The organism is Cupriavidus plantarum (assembly GCF_905397285.1).
GTDB lineage: Bacteria > Pseudomonadota > Gammaproteobacteria > Burkholderiales > Burkholderiaceae > Cupriavidus > Cupriavidus plantarum.
Genome location: NZ_CAJPUX010000002.1, coordinates 1,006,078 through 1,022,724, shown reverse-complemented (window position 1 = coordinate 1,022,724; position 16,647 = coordinate 1,006,078). Strand labels below are relative to the sequence as shown.

At 66.8% G+C, this 16,647-nt stretch carries 16 protein-coding genes; 10 read left to right on the top strand and 6 right to left on the bottom strand.

What is annotated here, in order from left to right; all coding sequences use genetic code 11:
• The first annotated feature begins 62 nt into the window (after positions 1-62).
• Positions 63-851 carry an IclR family transcriptional regulator gene (locus tag KHP16_RS13330; RefSeq protein WP_121491374.1) on the top strand — a complete coding sequence of 263 codons (789 nt, stop codon included), beginning with the start codon at positions 63-65 and terminating at the stop codon, positions 849-851.
• A gap of 33 nt (positions 852-884) precedes the next feature.
• Here the strand turns inward: KHP16_RS13330 and KHP16_RS13325 are convergent, their stop codons facing one another.
• Together KHP16_RS13325 and KHP16_RS13320 are read right to left on the bottom strand one after the other, a co-directional pair.
• Complete coding sequence (locus KHP16_RS13325) at positions 885-1,178, bottom strand: putative quinol monooxygenase (RefSeq protein WP_109582854.1); 294 nt, start codon at positions 1,176-1,178, stop codon at positions 885-887.
• A gap of 20 nt (positions 1,179-1,198) precedes the next feature.
• On the bottom strand, positions 1,199-1,993 hold the full coding sequence (locus KHP16_RS13320; protein WP_109582855.1) for a type 1 glutamine amidotransferase domain-containing protein: 795 nt from the start codon (positions 1,991-1,993) through the stop codon (positions 1,199-1,201).
• 211 nt (positions 1,994-2,204) lie between these two features.
• Between KHP16_RS13320 and rclC the strand changes: the two genes are divergently transcribed.
• Complete coding sequence (rclC, locus tag KHP16_RS13315) at positions 2,205-2,780, top strand: reactive chlorine resistance membrane protein RclC (protein WP_115952951.1); 576 nt, start codon at positions 2,205-2,207, stop codon at positions 2,778-2,780.
• On the opposite strand, the gene KHP16_RS13310 is transcribed toward rclC, so the two are convergent.
• Complete coding sequence (locus tag KHP16_RS13310; protein ID WP_211960365.1) at positions 2,725-4,062, bottom strand: MFS transporter; 1,338 nt, start codon at positions 4,060-4,062, stop codon at positions 2,725-2,727. The genes rclC and KHP16_RS13310 overlap by 56 nt on opposite strands.
• A gap of 37 nt (positions 4,063-4,099) precedes the next feature.
• Positions 4,100-5,287, bottom strand: a complete 1,188-nt coding sequence (locus KHP16_RS13305; RefSeq protein WP_115952953.1) for a M20 aminoacylase family protein — start codon at positions 5,285-5,287, stop codon at positions 4,100-4,102.
• Positions 5,288-5,423: 136 nt separating this feature from the next.
• Between KHP16_RS13305 and KHP16_RS13300 the strand changes: the two genes are divergently transcribed.
• From KHP16_RS13300 to KHP16_RS13290, 3 genes are all read left to right on the top strand, one after another.
• Entirely contained in the window at positions 5,424-6,317 is an 894-nt protein-coding gene (locus tag KHP16_RS13300) for a LysR family transcriptional regulator (RefSeq protein ID WP_115952954.1), read from the top strand.
• A gap of 148 nt (positions 6,318-6,465) precedes the next feature.
• Positions 6,466-8,220, top strand: a complete 1,755-nt coding sequence (gene ilvB, locus KHP16_RS13295; protein WP_415831081.1) for a biosynthetic-type acetolactate synthase large subunit — start codon at positions 6,466-6,468, stop codon at positions 8,218-8,220.
• A 91-nt stretch (positions 8,221-8,311) separates the two neighbouring features.
• Positions 8,312-8,746 (top strand): putative quinol monooxygenase, encoded by a 435-nt coding sequence (locus KHP16_RS13290; RefSeq protein WP_211960364.1) that lies wholly within the window; start codon positions 8,312-8,314, stop codon positions 8,744-8,746.
• A 47-nt stretch (positions 8,747-8,793) separates the two neighbouring features.
• Here the strand turns inward: KHP16_RS13290 and KHP16_RS13285 are convergent, their stop codons facing one another.
• Complete coding sequence (locus KHP16_RS13285; protein WP_179593659.1) at positions 8,794-9,780, bottom strand: LysR substrate-binding domain-containing protein; 987 nt, start codon at positions 9,778-9,780, stop codon at positions 8,794-8,796.
• Positions 9,781-9,928: 148 nt separating this feature from the next.
• Between KHP16_RS13285 and KHP16_RS13280 the strand changes: the two genes are divergently transcribed.
• The 5 genes from KHP16_RS13280 (at position 9,929) to KHP16_RS13260 (ending at position 16,366) form a co-directional block, all read left to right on the top strand.
• Positions 9,929-10,951 carry a tripartite tricarboxylate transporter substrate binding protein gene (locus KHP16_RS13280; RefSeq protein ID WP_109582862.1) on the top strand — a complete coding sequence of 341 codons (1,023 nt, stop codon included), beginning with the start codon at positions 9,929-9,931 and terminating at the stop codon, positions 10,949-10,951.
• A gap of 22 nt (positions 10,952-10,973) precedes the next feature.
• Positions 10,974-12,509 carry a UxaA family hydrolase gene (locus KHP16_RS13275; RefSeq protein WP_211960363.1) on the top strand — a complete coding sequence of 512 codons (1,536 nt, stop codon included), beginning with the start codon at positions 10,974-10,976 and terminating at the stop codon, positions 12,507-12,509.
• Positions 12,510-12,561: 52 nt separating this feature from the next.
• Complete coding sequence (locus tag KHP16_RS13270) at positions 12,562-14,031, top strand: NAD-dependent succinate-semialdehyde dehydrogenase (protein WP_211960362.1); 1,470 nt, start codon at positions 12,562-12,564, stop codon at positions 14,029-14,031.
• 56 nt (positions 14,032-14,087) lie between these two features.
• The gene (locus tag KHP16_RS13265; protein WP_115952959.1) at positions 14,088-14,891 is read left to right on the top strand and encodes an aldolase/citrate lyase family protein; all 804 of its coding nucleotides are present in this window, start codon (positions 14,088-14,090) and stop codon (positions 14,889-14,891) included.
• Between the two features lie 74 nt (positions 14,892-14,965).
• Entirely contained in the window at positions 14,966-16,366 is a 1,401-nt protein-coding gene (locus tag KHP16_RS13260; protein ID WP_179594024.1) for an FAD-binding oxidoreductase, read from the top strand.
• 57 nt (positions 16,367-16,423) lie between these two features.
• Here the strand turns inward: KHP16_RS13260 and KHP16_RS13255 are convergent, their stop codons facing one another.
• Positions 16,424-16,603 (bottom strand): CsbD family protein, encoded by a 180-nt coding sequence (locus tag KHP16_RS13255; RefSeq protein ID WP_109582867.1) that lies wholly within the window; start codon positions 16,601-16,603, stop codon positions 16,424-16,426.
• Between the last annotated feature and the right edge of the window lie 44 nt (positions 16,604-16,647).

The following is a 16,647-nucleotide window of genomic DNA, read 5'->3' as shown; positions in this document are numbered from 1 at the left end:
ATTAGTTGCATCAGACGAATCGATATGCGATTCTTCAACCTCCTCGCCACCGGTCACGCGTGATGCCAACTTCTCAGACGGAATCGAGTCAGCTGTTCAACCAGTCGCTGGAAAAGGGGCTGGCGGTGCTGGCCGCCTTCAGCGCGTCCCGCCGCACGATGACCATCGCGGAGATCGCCGAGGTGGCGGGCATCAACAAGAGTTCGGCGCAGCGGATGGTTTTCACGCTCGAGCAGCTGGGCTATCTGCGCAAGCATCCGCAGACGCGCCGCTACCAGCTGACGCTGCAGGTGATGAAGGTCGGCTACAACTATCTGGCGGCGGATCCGCTGATCGACGTGGCCAATCCGTTCCTGTCCGAGCTGACCAAGGTCACCGCGGAGACGACCTGTCTGACGGAGCCCGATGGCGACGAGATGGTGTACCTCGCGCGTTTCGTCAGCGCGCATTTCGTGCCGGTGCACATGCCGATCGGCAGCCGGATTCCCATGTATTGCACGGCATCGGGCCGCGCCTATCTCAGCGCGCTGCCTGACGGCGAAGCGCGCGCCATCGTCGAACAGTCCGCGCGTATCGCGCATACCTCCTTCACGCTCACGTCCGTGGACGACGTCATGGCGGAACTGCAAAAGGCGCGGGTACGCGGCTATGCGATGAATTCGGAGGAGCTGTTTCTGGGCGACATGACCATCGCGTCGCCGATTGTCGGCGGCAAGGGACGGCCGCTCGGCGCCATCCACGTCGTGGCGCCTACGGCGCGGTGGAGCGTCGAGGATACCGAGCGGCGACTGGCGCCGCCGCTGCTGCAGAGCGCGCGCGCGATCAGCAGCTCCGTGCGCGCGCTGGGCTGAGCGCGCGGTGGTCGAGTGATCGGTCCGGCGCCGTCACCCGACCTGCACGGGTTCCGCCACCACCGCGATGCGCGTCGCCAGATCGTTGACGCGCGACAGGTAGTGCTGGAAATGCGGCGTGGCGCGGTGATGATCGATCGCGGCCGCATCCGCATAGAGCTCGTCCAGCACGAAGCGGTTCGCGTCCCCTACGTCGCGCCAGATGTCCCAGCGCAGGTTGCCGGGCTCCGCGCGGGACGGGGCGACCATGGTCGCGAGCAACGCCATCAGTTCCTCCGACTTGCCGTCCCGGGCGGTCAGGATGGCCATGATCTTGTGGTGCGCCATGGTCGGGCTCCTTCTCTGTATCAAGCGGTGGTGCGATTGAGGGCGGCAACGAGCTTTTCGGCGATCGGATGGTCGGAGGCCGGATTCTGCCCAGTGATGAGTTCACGATCCTCGACCACGTGCGGCGCGAAGTCCTTCGGATTGATGATTACCTCGCCGCCCGCGGTCCGCAGCGCGTAGGGCATGTCGAAGTAGATCTTCGCCTTGAGGATGTTGTCCTCGACGTACTTCTCCTCCGTGGCCGAGAACACGGTCATCTTGTAGCCCGCGTACTGCCATCCCCTGGCCCATTCCTTCGCCTTCTCCGGATCGCCGGCGATCAGCGCCGCGCGGAACTCGCGCGCGTGCGGCATCGCCGCCGCGACGGAGATCGGGCCATGGCAAAGCATCGCGGTGGGCTTGGCTTTCTCGTGGAAATGCTGAAGGATCGTCCTCAGCTCGGCGTTCTGCATCAGATCGACGACGGGCGCCTGGCCGCCGGGAATGAAGACGCCGGCATAGCGGTCGAGCCCCTCGTCGATCACGGACTGCAGCGTGCGCACGTTGTTCATGACGGGATCGCTGTCCCAGAACTGGCGCGCGCGCTTGTACGCCGCCTCGTCGCCGCCGAAATGCGCGGCGGCGTCAGACGCCGCGTCGAGCGTCATCTTGGTACCGTCCGGCGTGGCCAGCACCACCTCGTAGCCCGCCTCGATCACGGCCATGGCCGGCACGACGGTTTCGTTCAGATACTGGCCCGTGGCGCCCCAGCCGCCACCCTGTATCTCGACCTTGTTGGCATTCGAACCAACGATCAGCACTTTGCCCTTGCTCACTGCGATCTCCTTCAGTGAATAGCGAAGCCCCACGCCGCGCGTCTATCCATCCTATTCAAGCGACCGGCGGCCGGATGTTAATCGTGGTGAAGACTGAGACGATCGAGACAAAAGCTGAGCCGATCGGTCGTCCGCGTCACATGGCGACTGCATAGCATGGAGTCAAGCCAGCGCGCATCGCGCTTTCCCATCTCAGCCAGGAGTCATCATCATGAACGCACGCAACCTTCTCACCGTCGCCAGCCGGCTCGACCGCCTCGGCATCCCGCTGATCCGCATCGGCGTCGCCATCGTTTTCCTGTGGATCGGCGCGCTGAAGTTCGTGCCTTACGAAGCCGACAGCATCACGCCCTTCGTGGCCAACAGCCCGTTCATGCGCTTCTTCTACGCGCATCCCGAGCTGTACCATGCCCACCTGACGCACGAAGGGCAACTGGACCTCGCGCAACGGGCATGGCAGGTCGCCAACCACACGTACGCGTTCTCCAACGGCCTCGGTATCGTGGAAATCGTCATCGGGCTGCTCGTGCTGTCGTACCTGTTCTCCAACAAGCTCGGCCTGGTCGGTTCGGTGCTCGCATTCCTCACGCCGGTGGTCACGCTGTCCTTCCTGATCACCACGCCGGAAGCCTGGGTGGCCAACCTCGGCGATGCGCAATACGGCTTCCCCTACCTGTCGGGCGCCGGCCGCCTCGTGCTGAAGGACGTGCTGATGCTGTCGGGCGCCGTCGTCATGATTGCCGACTCGGCTCGGCGTGTGCTGCAGGAGGATTTCCCGCGTAACTGAAGGGCAACGCCTTATCCTTCCGCGCCATCGCCAGGCTCCCGATCAACCCCGCGCACGCGCCGAACAGCAGGTAGAACGCGGGGGTCATCGGGGAGCCGGTCACGTGCAGCAGCCACGTCAGGATGAACTGCGCGAAGCCGCCGAAGATCATCACCGCCACGTTGTAGCTCACGGCCATGCCGGTGGAGCGGATACGCTGCGGGAACTGCTCCGCGACCGCGGACGAGAACGGGCCGAGGAACGCCCCGAAAATGCCGCACAGCAGGATCTGCATCCACATGAAGCGCGCGAAGCCCGGGCTGGCGATAAGCCACTGGAAGCACGGATACATCAGCAGGACCGACAGGATCAACGCGGTGCGCAGCACGGTCTGCCGGCCGATACGGTCCGACAGGGCGCCGCACAGCGGAATGGTCGCGATCATCACCGCGATGCCGATGCACTGCGCGATGAACGCGCTCTCCAGCGCGATGCCGAGCGTCTTGTTCGCATACGTCGGCAGGTAAATGACCAGCACGTAGAACGAGATCGTCGCCGACGTGGTGAGCAGAAAGCTGGCCAGCAGGCCCCGGCGATGCTGCATGAGCGTCTGGCCCACCACGTTGCCGACGCTTCCAACGCCCGCCCCCGGCTCGCCACCGCCGGCGGCCTCGGCGATGTCCGCGGTCTCGCTGAGATGGTGGCGAATCCAGATGCCGACCGGCGCGATCAGCAATCCTACGAGAAAGGGAACGCGCCACCCCCATGCATGCAGGCTGTCGCGCGGCAGCAGACCCGTGATCAGCGCCGCGACACCGGCGCCCAGCAACATGGCTAGCCCCTGCCCGAACATCTGCCAGGATCCGTAGAGGCCGCGGCGATGGGGCGGCGCCATCTCCACAAGAAACGCTGTGGCGCTCGCAAATTCACCGCCGGTCGCGAGCCCCTGCAGCATGCGGGCCACGATAATCATGACCGAACTTGCCACGCCGATGGCCGCGTACGGCGGCGCGAACGCGATCATCGCGGTGGCGACGGTCATGAGGAGGATGATCAGCTGCAACGCGGCACGCCGGCCCCTGCGGTCCGCATACGCGCCGATGAGGATGCCGCCGATCGGTCGCAGCACGAAGCCAATGCCGAAGCTCGCGGTGGTCAGCAGCAGCGAGGCATAGGCGTTCTCCGCCGGAAAGAACACGGCAGAGATGACTGCCGTCATGAATCCGAAGACGATGAAGTCGTACCACTCGAGAGCATTGCCGATGACCGCTGCCGCGATCTGGTGCGTTGTGGACTTGGACATGGGGGAAGCGTTCCTGCGTTCTTTTGGGGGAATGGCGCTATGCCATGGGAAGCGCGCGTTCCGCGAGGCGCGCGAGGTACGCGCCGCCGAGCGGGATGGCGGCGTCGTTGAAATCGAAGTGGGGGCTATGGAGGCCGTGATCTCCGCCGCCCGGCGATCCGGTACCGAAGTGCACGTACGCGCCCGGACGCCGCTGCAGCATGAATGCGAAGTCTTCTCCGCCGAGACTCGGCTGCGGACGCGCCACCACCTGCTCGCGGCCGAACAGTTCCACGGCGACGTCGGTCGCGAAGGCGGCGGCCTCGGGATCGTTGACGGTCATCGGGAACAGCCGCTCGTAGGTGACCGTGGCGCGCGCGCCGAAGGCCGTGGCGACGCCCCGCACCACCTCGTGCAGCCGCGTCTCCAGCAGCGTCTGCATGGCGGCCGTGAGCGAGCGCGCGGTACCGACGATCTTCACGCTGTCCGGGATCACCGCGAAGCCGTCCATCTGCCCGCCCTGGATCGCGCACAGGCTGATGACGGCCGCATCCAGTGCTGGCACGTTGCGGCTGACGATGCTCTGCACTGCGGTAATTACGTGCGCGGCCACCAGCACGGGGTCCACGCACTTGTGCGGCGACACGCCGCCGTGTCCGCCGACCCCGAAGACCTCGATTTCGATACGATCGGTCGCGGCCATCGCGGGGCCGGGCGCGATCGACAGCGTGCCAAGCGGCAGCGTCGGCCAGTTGTGCAGCGCGTAGACCTGCTCGACGGGAAAGCGCTCGAACAGTCCGTCCTCGACCATCTCCCGCGCGCCGGCGTATCCCTCCTCCCCCGGCTGGAACACGAGGTAGACGGTGCCGTCGAACGCGCGCGTCTCGCTCAGGTACGCGGCCGCGGCAAGCAGCATCGTGACGTGGCCGTCATGGCCGCATGCATGCATCCGGCCGGGACAGCACGAGGCATAGGGCAACTGCGTCTGCTCGTGCAGCGGCAGCGCGTCCATGTCCGCGCGCAGGCCGATCGCGCGCCCGCGCGTCTGCCGCCTGCCCTCGATGACACCGACAAGACCCGTCTTGCCGATGCCGCGGTGATACGGGATTCCCAGCCGCTCCAGTTCCCCGGCGATGAGGTCGCCGGTGCGATGCTCGGCAAAGCCAAGTTCGGGGGTGGCATGCAGCGTTTGCCGAAGCTGCCGCAATGCGGGCAGCCGGGCCTCCAGCGTGTTGACGATCGACATTTCCGTTTCTTTCCTTACGCGTGCTTCGATGCGACAAAGAATGTGCGGAAAGGCAAATGCTTGAAATCATGCTATTCCCGAATATATATTCCGGAGATCGCAGCAATAACTTCATGGAATACATCAGAGAGCCATCATGGAACTGCGGCAGTTACGGTATTTCGCGAGCGTCGCGCGGGAAGGATCGATCAACAAGGCGGCGCGCGCGCACGGCCTGGCGCAACCCGCGCTGACCAAGCAACTGCAGCGGCTAGAGGAGGAGCTGGGCGTGCCACTGTTCGAACGCCAGCCGCGCGGCATGACGCTGACCGCGGCGGGCGCGCAATTCCTCCACGACACGGCAAGAGCCCTCGAAGATCTCGACGCCGCCAGGCAGCGCGCCGTAGAGGCCGCCAGCGGCAGGCTCGGCAATCTGGCCATCGGCCTGACCATCCTGCATCAGCTGTTACCCGTGGTGGCCGAGATCCTGCGGCAGTTTCGCGAGCAGTCGCCCGATGTCTCGGTATCGGTCAGGCAGGTCATCTCGGGTCCGCAGGTCGATCTGATCCGGACAGGCGAACTCGACGCGGGCTTCCTGTACTTCCGTCCGGCGGATGATCCCGCGCTCGACGGCATGCTCATCTCCACGCAGCGGCTCGCGCTGGCCGTGCCCAACGAACCGCAATGGACGGCGCGCCCGCCCCGCCGGCTCGCCGACCTCAATGGACGCGACTTCGTGTGGATTCCGCGCAGCGTCACGGCCTACTACCACGACCGGCTCATCGCGCATTTCCATGGGGCCGGCTTCATGCCAAAAGTGGTGATGGAAGGCACCGACAACAACTCGCTGCTGACGCTTGTCATGGCGGGCATGGGCTGCGCGATTTTGCCGGAGCAGGCGGCCGCGCAAGCCAGCGCGTCGGTCAAGTTCCTGAAGCTCGACGACCTCGACCTGCAACTGCCGCTCGAACTGGTCTGGCGGCGCGACAATCGCTCCCCGATCGCGCAGCGGCTGATCGCGTTGACGAAGCAATGCGTGGCACACGCGTGAGGCATGCCGCAGTTCCTGCCGCGTAATCGGCGATCGACGGAACATTGCGCTGTCATGTGAGGGAATCCATGCGGATTCGGCAGCTTGTACCGGGCATGTCTCCCTAGACTGTTTCCATTGTCCAATCGAGCCAAATGGAGCCTTTCCCGTGAACATGCCGATCGCCGAGTTTCGTGCCAAAGCCGCTGCCCCGACCGTCACCATGCGTGGCGCGGAGATGGTCGTGGAAGCACTACGGCGTGAAGGCGTATCGGAGATCTGGGGCTATCCGGGCGGTGCGGTGCTGCCGATCTACGATGCGCTCGCCGCGGAAGACGCGCCGCGCCATCTGCTGGTCAGGCACGAGCAGGCGGCCGTGCACGCGGCCGACGGGTACGCGCGCGCGACCGGCAAGGTCGGCGTGGCGCTCGTCACGTCGGGTCCGGGCGTGACCAATGCCGTCACCGGTATCGCCACCGCGTACTTCGACTCGATCCCGATGGTCGTCATCTCCGGCAACGTGCCGACGAGCATGATCGGCGAGGACGCGTTCCAGGAATGCGACGCGGTCGGCATCACGCGCCCGGTGGTCAAGCACAACTTTCTCGTGCGCGACGTCAACGACCTCGCGCTGACGCTGCGCAAGGCGTTCCATATCGCGCGCACGGGGCGGCCCGGTCCAGTGCTCGTCGATATCCCGAAGGACGTCGCGCTCGCCGAAGGCACGTTCCAGTGGCCCGAGCGCATCGATATCCGCTCGTACCGTCCGCAGCTCGAGGGGCACGACGGGCAGATCCGTCAGGCCGTGCAGGCGCTGCGGAACGCGCAGCGGCCCTACGTCTACGTCGGCGGCGGTGCGTTGATGGCGGACGCCGGCGCGGAAGTCGTGGAGCTGGCGCGCCTTGTCGATGCGCCGATCACTACCACGCTCATGGCGCTTGGCCTCGTGCCGGCGACCGAGCCGAGGTATCTCGGCATGCCGGGGATGCATGGCACGTACGAGGCCAATCGCGCGATGCAGGCGTGCGATGTGCTCATCGCGGTCGGCGCGCGCTTCGACGACCGCGTCATCGGCAAGGTCGACGCCTTCTGCGCGGTGCCGCGCCAGATCATCCATATCGATATCGATCCGGCGAGCATCGGCAAGCGCGTGAAGCCGACGGTGCCGATCGTCGGCGACGCGCGGCGCGTGCTGCGGAAGCTGAATGCGGCGCTCCGCGAACAGCCGGCCGTTGCGCCCTCGGCGCGCGAGGCGTGGTGGCGCTCGGTCGACGAATGGCGCGCGCGGCGTTGCCTCGATTACCAGCGCGACGGCGTGCTCATCAAGCCGCAGTACGTGATCGAGAAGCTCAGCGAGATTGCGGGCGACAACGCCTATATCTGTTCGGACGTCGGCCAGCACCAGATGTGGGCCGCGCAGCATTACCGCTTTCAGTCTCCGCGCAAGTGGATCAACTCGGGCGGGCTGGGGACGATGGGTGTGGGACTGCCTTACGCAATGGGCGTCAAGCGCGCGTTTCCGGATAGCGACGTGTGCGTGATCACCGGCGACGGGTCGATTCAGATGTGCATTCAGGAACTGTCTACCTGCACGCAGTACAACCTGCCCGTGAAGATCTTCACGCTGAACAACGGCTACCTCGGCATGGTCCGGCAACTGCAGCACGTGGACTATGGCCAGCGCTACTCCGAGTCGTACATGGAAGCGTTGCCGGACTTTACGATCCTCGCGCGCGCGTATGGGCACGTCGGCCTGCGGGTGGAGCGCGAGGCGGACGTCGAGCCCGCCATCCGGGAAGCGCTCCGGCTGAAGGACCGGACGGTGTTCGTGGACTTCCAGGTCGATGGCGGCGAGAAAGTCTGGCCGATGGTGCGGTCGGGCGCTGGGCTCGATGCGATCATGCTCGGCGACATCGATGGCTGAACGGCTTCACGCCGCTTCACCAGATTTAACTCGATGACGCGTGAGTCCCGGCACTACCGTTGAGGCGTGCCACACCCAGGGGACCGACATCGTGCATCACCGCCACCGATCGCTGCTTCCGATTGCCCTTCCAACCGCCCTTCCAATCGCCCTTCCGATCGCCGCCGCGCTGCTGCTGGGTGCCTGCGCTTCACCGTCGTCTCCGCCGGCGACGGCCGCGAAAGGCACGCGGGCCGAAGGCCACCTCGTCACGGTGGCTACCGTTCAGGCGAAACCTGGCAAGGAGAACGACCTGCGCGCCGCCACCGTGCCGCTGATCGCCGCCACGCGTGGCGAAGCCGGCGTGGTCACCTACGTCCTGCACGAACAACTCGATGCGCCCGGACGTTTCGTGTTCTACGAGGTATTCCGCGACGAGACCGCGTTCCAGGAGCACGTCAGGGCCGCGTACGTTCAGCAATGGCTGCAGCGCCTGCCGGAACTGACGGTCAACGGCATCACCGTCACGCGGCTCAAGGCATACTGAACCGTCAGCGCGTCCCCGCGCGTTCCCCCGCGTTCCCACACGCTTCCCTACACGACCGAATGCGCGCGCCGGCCCGTCTTTCCGGGCGGACGGTTGGCGCGCGCGATGTCGCGTGCCGCGTCGTGCAGGCATGCGATGAGCGCGGTGGCGCCCGGCGCGGGCCGGCGGTCGCGGAGCGTCATCAGGCCGATGGGCGGCAGTTCCACCTCCACCGCCATCGGCAGGACATGGAAGCGGCCCTCCGCCTGCATCTGCTGCCCCACCGATCGCGCGACGAAGCCCACCGCCTGCCGCTGGGCGACGAACGTCGTCACGGCGAAGTACGACGACGACTCGATGAGATCGGCCGGCAGGTCCTGCCCATGCCGGACGAACGCCTGCTCGATCTTGACGCGCAGCGACGCCCACGGCGGTGGCAACACCAGTGGATGCCGCGACAGATCGCCCCAGTCCACGCGTCTCTTGCGCGACAGCGGATGCCCCGCCGCGACAATCGCCACCATCGGTTCGTCGTATAACGCTTCCGTGACGAGGTCGGGCGCCGCATAGGCGGGCTCGAGCCGCCCGACGACCACATCGAGCTCGGACAATCGCAGCCGCGGCAGCAGATGCGTGAGGTCGCCTTCCTCGATCAGCACCGTCGCGCGCGGCGACCGTTGCTTGACCCGCGCCACCGCATTGGCCAGCAGCACCGGCAACGCGGCGCCCATCGATCCCACCCGCACACGGCCCGCGGCGCCGCTGGCCACGGCCTCGATCTCGTCGCGCGTCACGTCGTATTGCGCGAGCACCGAGCGCGCGAAGCGCACCAGCGACTCGCCGGCCGGCGTGGGCTCCGTGCCGCGCGTGGAGCGCGTGAACAGGGTCATGCCGAGCATCTTCTCGACCTCGGCGAGGACCTTGGAAATCGCGGGCTGGCTGACCGACAGGAATTCCGCCGTGCGGCCCAGATGCCGGAACTCGTCCAGCGCAACGAGCAGTTGCAGGTGACGCAGCTTGATGTTGGAGCGGAATGCGCGGTCGATATGGGCCATGGACGCGAGTCTACCGGTAATGCTATGTAACCGAAAGGTTATGAAGCCATGCCAATGATCTATTGGATGGTTATGGCTTTACCGATCAGAATCGCATCACGATCGCGCCGGCAAGAACCGCCGCGACGAGAACAAGGAGACCTTCCCCATGACCGACCGCCTCCCCGCGAGCCTCATGCGCCGCCGCCTGCTGCTCGGCAGCGCCGCCGCCACCGCCGCAGCCGCCACCGGCACGGCCAGCCTGCTGGCCCCGCGCATCGCCCGCGCCGCCGAGTATCCCGACCGTCCTATCACGTTCATCTGCCCATGGCCCGTCGGCGGCACCGCGGACCAGTCGATGCGCGCGCTGTGCCAGGTGGCCTCGGGCATCCTCAAGCAGTCGATCGTGGTGGAGAACCGCGCCGGCGCGTCGGGCATGATCGGCACCAAGGCGCTGGCCCGCGCCACACCCGACGGCTACACCATTGGCCAGATCCCGATCTCGGTCGCGCGGTTCTCGCAACTCGGCATGCTGCAGCTCGACCCGCGCAAGGAACTCACCTACCTCGCCCGCACGTCGGGCCAGACCTTCGGCATCGCCGTGCCCGACGGCTCGCGCTTCAAGACGCTGGCAGACGTGGTGGCGGAGGCCAAGGCGCATCCGGGCCGCGTCACCTATGCGCACGCGGGGATCGGCGGCGCCACGCACGTCGGCATGGAGCAGTTCGCGCTGGCCGCCGGCGTCAAGTTCAACGCCATCGCCTACAAGGGCGGCTCGGCCGCGCTGCAGGACGTGCTGGCCAACCAGGTGGACCTGCTGGCCGATTCCAGTTCGTGGGCGCCGCACGTCGAGGCCGGCAAGATGCGCCTGCTGGCCACCTGGGGCGAGCAACGCACGCCGCGCTTCAGCAATGCACCGACGCTCAAGGAGCTCGGCTACAACGTCGTGGTCGAGGCCCCCAATGGCATCGGCGCGCCGAAGGGTCTGCCGGCCGACATCGAGAAGAAGCTGCGCGACGCGTTCCGCGCGGCCGTGGCGAGCCCCGAGTTCAAGACCGTGGCCGCGCGCATCGACGCGCCGATCATGTACCTCGACGGCCCCGACTACCGCAAGTACGTCTCCGAGGTGTACGAGCAGGAAACGCAGCTGATCCAGCGCCTCAAACTCAAGGAGATGCTCGCGCAGAGCTGATCCTCATTCTCAAGAACCTACCGTGACCCAGCCCCCCGTCATCCGCCTGCATGCCAACGACAACGTGCTGATCGCCCGCGGCGATCTCACGCTGGGCCAGCACCTCGACGCACTCGGCGTGCGCATGCGCGCGCAGGTGCCCGCCGGCCACAAGATTGCCGCGCGCGCGATTGCCCGCGGGGAACAGGTGCGCAAGTACGACACCGTGATCGGCGTGGCGGACCGCGACATCGCCGCGGGCGACCACGTCCACAGCCACAACCTGCGGCTCGTGGACTTCTACCGCGACCCCGCGTTCTGCCAGGACGTGCGGCCGGTCGAGTACGTGCCCGAGTCCGAGCGCGCGACGTTCCTCGGCTACGTGCGGCCCGATGGCCGCGTGGGCACGCGCAATTTCATCGGCATCCTGGCGTCGGTGAACTGCTCGGCCACGGTGATCAAGCATATCGCCGCGCATTTCACGCGCGAACGGCTGGCGGATTATCCGAACGTCGACGGGGTGGTGGCCTTCGCGCAGAGCAGCGGCTGCGGCATGTCGTCGCCGAGCGAGCATTTCGATCTGCTGCGCCGGACGATTGCCGGCTATGCCCGGCATGCGAATCTGGCCGGCGTGCTGATCGTCGGACTCGGCTGCGAACGCAATCAGGTGAATGGGCTGGTCGAATCGCAGGGGCTGGCGTCGAGCCTCGCCCCCGGAGAACAGCTGCACACCCTCGTCATGCAGGACACGGGCGGCACGCGCGCCACGATCGAGGCGGGCATCCGCGCGGTCGAGTCGATGCTGCCGCGCGCCAATGCCTGCCAGCGCGAGCGCGTGAGCGCGAGCCATCTCAAGATCGGCCTCGAATGCGGCGGCTCGGATGGCTTCTCCGGCATCACGGCGAACCCCGCGCTCGGCGCGGCGATGGACATCCTTGTGCGCCATGGCGGCACCGCTATCCTGTCGGAGACGCCCGAGATCCATGGCGTCGAATACATGCTCACGCGCCGCGCGGTCACGCCCGAGGTCGGCCAGAAGCTGCTCGACCGCCTCGCCTGGTGGGAACGGTATACGGCGGGCCATAACGCACAGTTCAATGGCGTGGTCGGTCACGGCAACCAGCAGGGTGGCCTGGCCAACATTTTCGAGAAATCGCTCGGCTCGGCAATGAAGGGCGGCACCACCCCGCTGCAGGCCGTGTACGAGTACGCCGAGCCGATCGACAAGGCCGGCTTCGTCTTCATGGACTCGCCCGGCTACGACCCCGTGGCCGCGACTGGCCAGATCGCCAGCGGCGCCAACCTCATCTGCTTTACCACGGGCCGGGGCTCCATGTTCGGATCCAAGCCCGCGCCGACGATCAAGCTCGCCTCGAACACGCCGATGTATCGCCGGCTCGAAGAGGATATGGACATCAACTGCGGCGTCGTGCTCGACGGCGAACTGTCCGTGGCGCAACTCGGCGAACGCATCTTCGAACACATCCTGCGTGCCGCATCGGGTGAGCCGACCAAGAGCGAATTGCTCGGGCTCGGCGACCATGAATTCGTGCCCTGGCACGTCGGCATCGTGAGCTGACCGCCCGCCTCCAGCCCTCCGGCCGCGCCTCCAGACCTTCCTCCCACGCATCATGCTGACTACCCTCACCGTGCGCGCACTGCTGCGCCAGCAGAATTTCATCGACCAACAATGGCGCGATGCCTCGCAACGCTTCGAGGTGACCGACCCCGCCACGGGGGAGGTCATCGCGCGTGTGCCCGATAGCGATGCCGGCGACGCGAGGGCGGCGGCCGATGCCGCGCACGCGGCCTTTCCGGACTGGAGCCGCCGCACCGCTCGCGAGCGCGCGCAACTGATCAAGCGCTGGCACGCGCTGATCCTCGCCAACGAGCAGGACCTCGCGCGCATCATCTCCGCCGAGCAGGGCAAGCCCATGCACGAGAGCCTGGGCGAAGTCCGCTATGGCGCCTCGTACGTGGAGTGGTTCGCGGAGGAAGCGACGCGTATCTGCGGCGATGTCGTGGCCGAGGCAGTGCCTGGCCGCAAGATGATCGTCCTGAAGGAGCCGGTCGGTGTGGTAGCGGCCATCACGCCGTGGAATTTCCCGCTCGCCATGATCGCGCGCAAGATCGCGCCCGCGCTCGCGGCCGGCTGCGCGGTCGTCTGCAAGCCCGCCGAGGACACACCTCTGACCGCGCTGGCGCTCGTCTACCTGGCGGAGCAGGCGGGACTGCCGCGCGGCGTGCTCAATATCGTCACGGCGTCGCGCGTGCGGACCCCCGCCGTCGTCGACGCGTGGCTCGCGGACAGCCGCGTGCGCAAGATCACGTTCACGGGTTCCACGCCCGTGGGCAAGCACCTCGCGCGCGAGTCGGCCGGCACGCTCAAGAAGCTCTCGCTCGAACTCGGCGGCAATGCGCCCTTCATCGTGTTCGACGATGCGGACGTGGACGCGGCCGTGGAAGGCCTGATGGCCGCCAAGTTCCGCAATGGCGGCCAGACCTGCGTCTGCCCGAACCGCATCTATGTGCAGGCGGGCGTGCACGACATCTTCGTCGGCAAGCTGGCCAGGCGCGTGTCGGCACTGCGCGTGGGACCCGCCAGTGACGATGCATCGCAAATCGGTCCGATGATCAACGCGCGCGCCGTCGCCAAGATCGACCGGCACGTGCGCGATGCGGTCGAAAAAGGCGCCCATGTCGTGGTCGGGGGCGAGCGCGTGCGGACGGAGGATGGCCCGCACTACTACGCGCCCACGGTGCTCACGCGCGCCACGCCCGAGATGGCGCTGGCCGGCGAGGAAACCTTCGGCCCGGTCGCGCCGGTCTTTCGCTTCAGTCACGAGGAGGAGGTGATCCGCGATGCCAACGACACGCCGTTTGGGCTGGCTGCATACTTCTATTCGAACGATGTACGGCGCATCTGGCGCGTGGCACAGGCGCTGGAGACCGGGATCGTCGGCATCAACGAGGGGGCGCTCGCGTCTGAGGCGGCGCCGTTTGGCGGCGTGAAGGAGTCCGGTTACGGCCGCGAGGGGTCGCGCCATGGGCTTGACGATTACATGCATACCAAGTATCTGTGCCAGGGGCAGTTGGGTTGAATTCATCGTTCAGCCCGTCGCCATCACCCAAAAAGCATCGACACCAAGGAGACCGCATGCCCGCCCACAACCCGTTCAAGGCCGCGCTGGCCGCCGGCCAACCGCAGATCGGCCTCTGGATGTCCGCCGCCTCGTCCTATCTCGCGGAGGTCACCGCCACCGCGGGCTTCGACTGGCTGCTGGTGGACGGCGAGCATGCGCCCAATGACGTGCGATCGATCCTCGCGACGCTGCAGGCCCTCGGCCCCTACCGTTCGCAGGCCGTCGTCCGCGCGGTATCGGGCGAGACCGCGCTGATCAAGCAACTGCTCGATATCGGCGCGCGCACGCTGCTGATTCCGATGGTCGACACCGCCGAGCAGGCCGCCGGCCTCGTGCGCGCGACGCGCTACCCGCCGCTCGGCGTGCGCGGCGTGGGCAGCGCCGTGGCGCGCGTGTCGCAATGGTCGGCGCGCAAGGACTACCTTGCCGTGGCCGACGACGAGGTCTGCCTGCTGGTGCAGGCCGAGACGGTCACCGCCATGCAGAATCTGGAAGCGATCTGCGCGGTGGATGGCGTGCATGGCGTGTTCATCGGCCCCGCCGACCTGGCCGCGTCGATGGGCCATCGCGGCAATCCCGGACACCCGGACGTGCAGGCGCAGATAGAATCCGCCATGCGCACGATCGTGGCGAGCGGCAAGGCGGCCGGGACGCTGACCTCCGACAACGCGCTCGCGCGCCGCTATCTGGAGCTGGGCTGCACGTTTGTCGCCACCGGCGTGGACGTGCTGGTCTATGCCAACGCCGCGCGCCGGCTGGCGGCGGAGTTCCTGCCGGATCGCGCCGCCAATATTGCCGCGCCCGGCGCCGCCTACTAACCGCGTTCCGATTCACGATGACCGCTTCCCCCACTCCCTCCACTCCTCCCACTCCTGATACGCTGCTGGCCGCGATGCAGGACATCGTCGGCGCGGGCGGCTGCCTGACCGCCGAGGCCGACACCGAAGCCTACGTCACGGACTATCGCCGCCTCTATCGCGGCAAGTCGCCCGTGGTCGTCATGCCGGCCACGACCGAGCAAGTCAGCCGCGTCATGGCGTGGTGCCATGCGCACGATGTGCCCGTGGTCCCGCAAGGCGGCAACACGTCGTTGATGGGGGGCGCGGTGCCCGACGACAGCGGCACCGCGGTGGTCATCAGTCTCAGGAAGATGCATCGCGTGCTGGCGATCGATACGGTCAACGACACGATGACCGTGGAAGCCGGCGTGACGCTGTCCGCCGCGCGCGCGGCCGCCGACGAAGCCGGGCGCCTGTTTCCGCTCCGCATCGGCTCGGAAGGTTCCTGCCAGATCGGCGGCAATCTCTCGACGAATGCGGGCGGTACCGCGGTGCTGCGCTATGGGAATATGCGCGACCTCGTGCTCGGTATCGAGGTCGTGCTGCCCGACGGCCGCGTGTTTTCATCGCTGAAAGGACTGCGCAAGGACAACACGGGCTACGACCTCAAGCATCTGTTCATCGGTGCGGAAGGCACGCTCGGCATCATCACCGGCGCCGTGCTCAAGCTGATGCCGCAGCCGCGTTCGACCGCCATGGCGTTCGTCGCGGTGCGGAATCCGGAGGCCGCCGTCGAGTTGCTGGGCCGCGCGCGGGCGCTGTCAGGCGGCGCGGTGACGGCCTTCGAACTGATCTCCGCCCCCGCGCTGGAGCTGGTGCTCGAATACCTCGGCAACATGCCGTCGCCGCTGGAAAGCCGACACGACTGGATGGTGCTGATCGAGCTCACGTCGGGCACCGACGAGGAAACGCTCAACGGCACGCTGATGGAGATCCTGGAAGCGGGTCTCGAGGCCGGGCTCGTCGTCGATGCGGCCGTGGCGTCGAGCCTCGCCGATGTGCAGCAGTTCTGGCGCATTCGGGAGGAAATCTCCGATGCCCAGACGCGCACCGGCGGCAGCATCAAGTGCGATATCTCTGTGCCCGTGTCGCGCATCGCGCAGTTCATCGAGAAGGCGTCGGCGGAGGTGCTGGCGCTGGAGCCGGCCACGCGCATGGTCATCTATGGCCATATGGGCGACGGCAACGTCCACTTCAATCCGCTGCGCCCGCGCGATCGGGATGCCAGGTCCTTCCTGACGCAGTGGTACAAGCCCGTGTCGGACCTCGTGGATGGGCTCGCCCATGCTGAAAACGGCTCGATCTCGGCCGAGCACGGGATTGGCGTGGCCAAGCGCGACGACCTGCTGCAATACAAATCGTCCGTCGAGCTGGAACTCATGTGGCAGGTCAAGCGGGCGCTGGATCCGAAGAACCTGCTGAACCCCGGGCGGTTGCTGCCTGAAGTCAAATAAAAAGGAGCGGGGCTCGCGCCCCACTCCCTTCGTCTCTGGAAGACTTGAAGACCTGGCTTAACGCGGGTTCTTCTTCATGTCTTCCTTGGCATCGCCGTAGCCCGCCTGCGTCCGGCCGGCCACTTGCTGGGCCTTGCCCTTGATCTCGGTGGACGTCTTCCCCGTCAGCTTGCCGGCAAGTTCCTTCGCCTTGCCCTTGGCCTCGGTCACGCGACCCTTCACCTGGTCCTTGTTCATGATTACGCTCCTGTCGGTCAGTTCGTCGGCGCTTCCCCGATGTA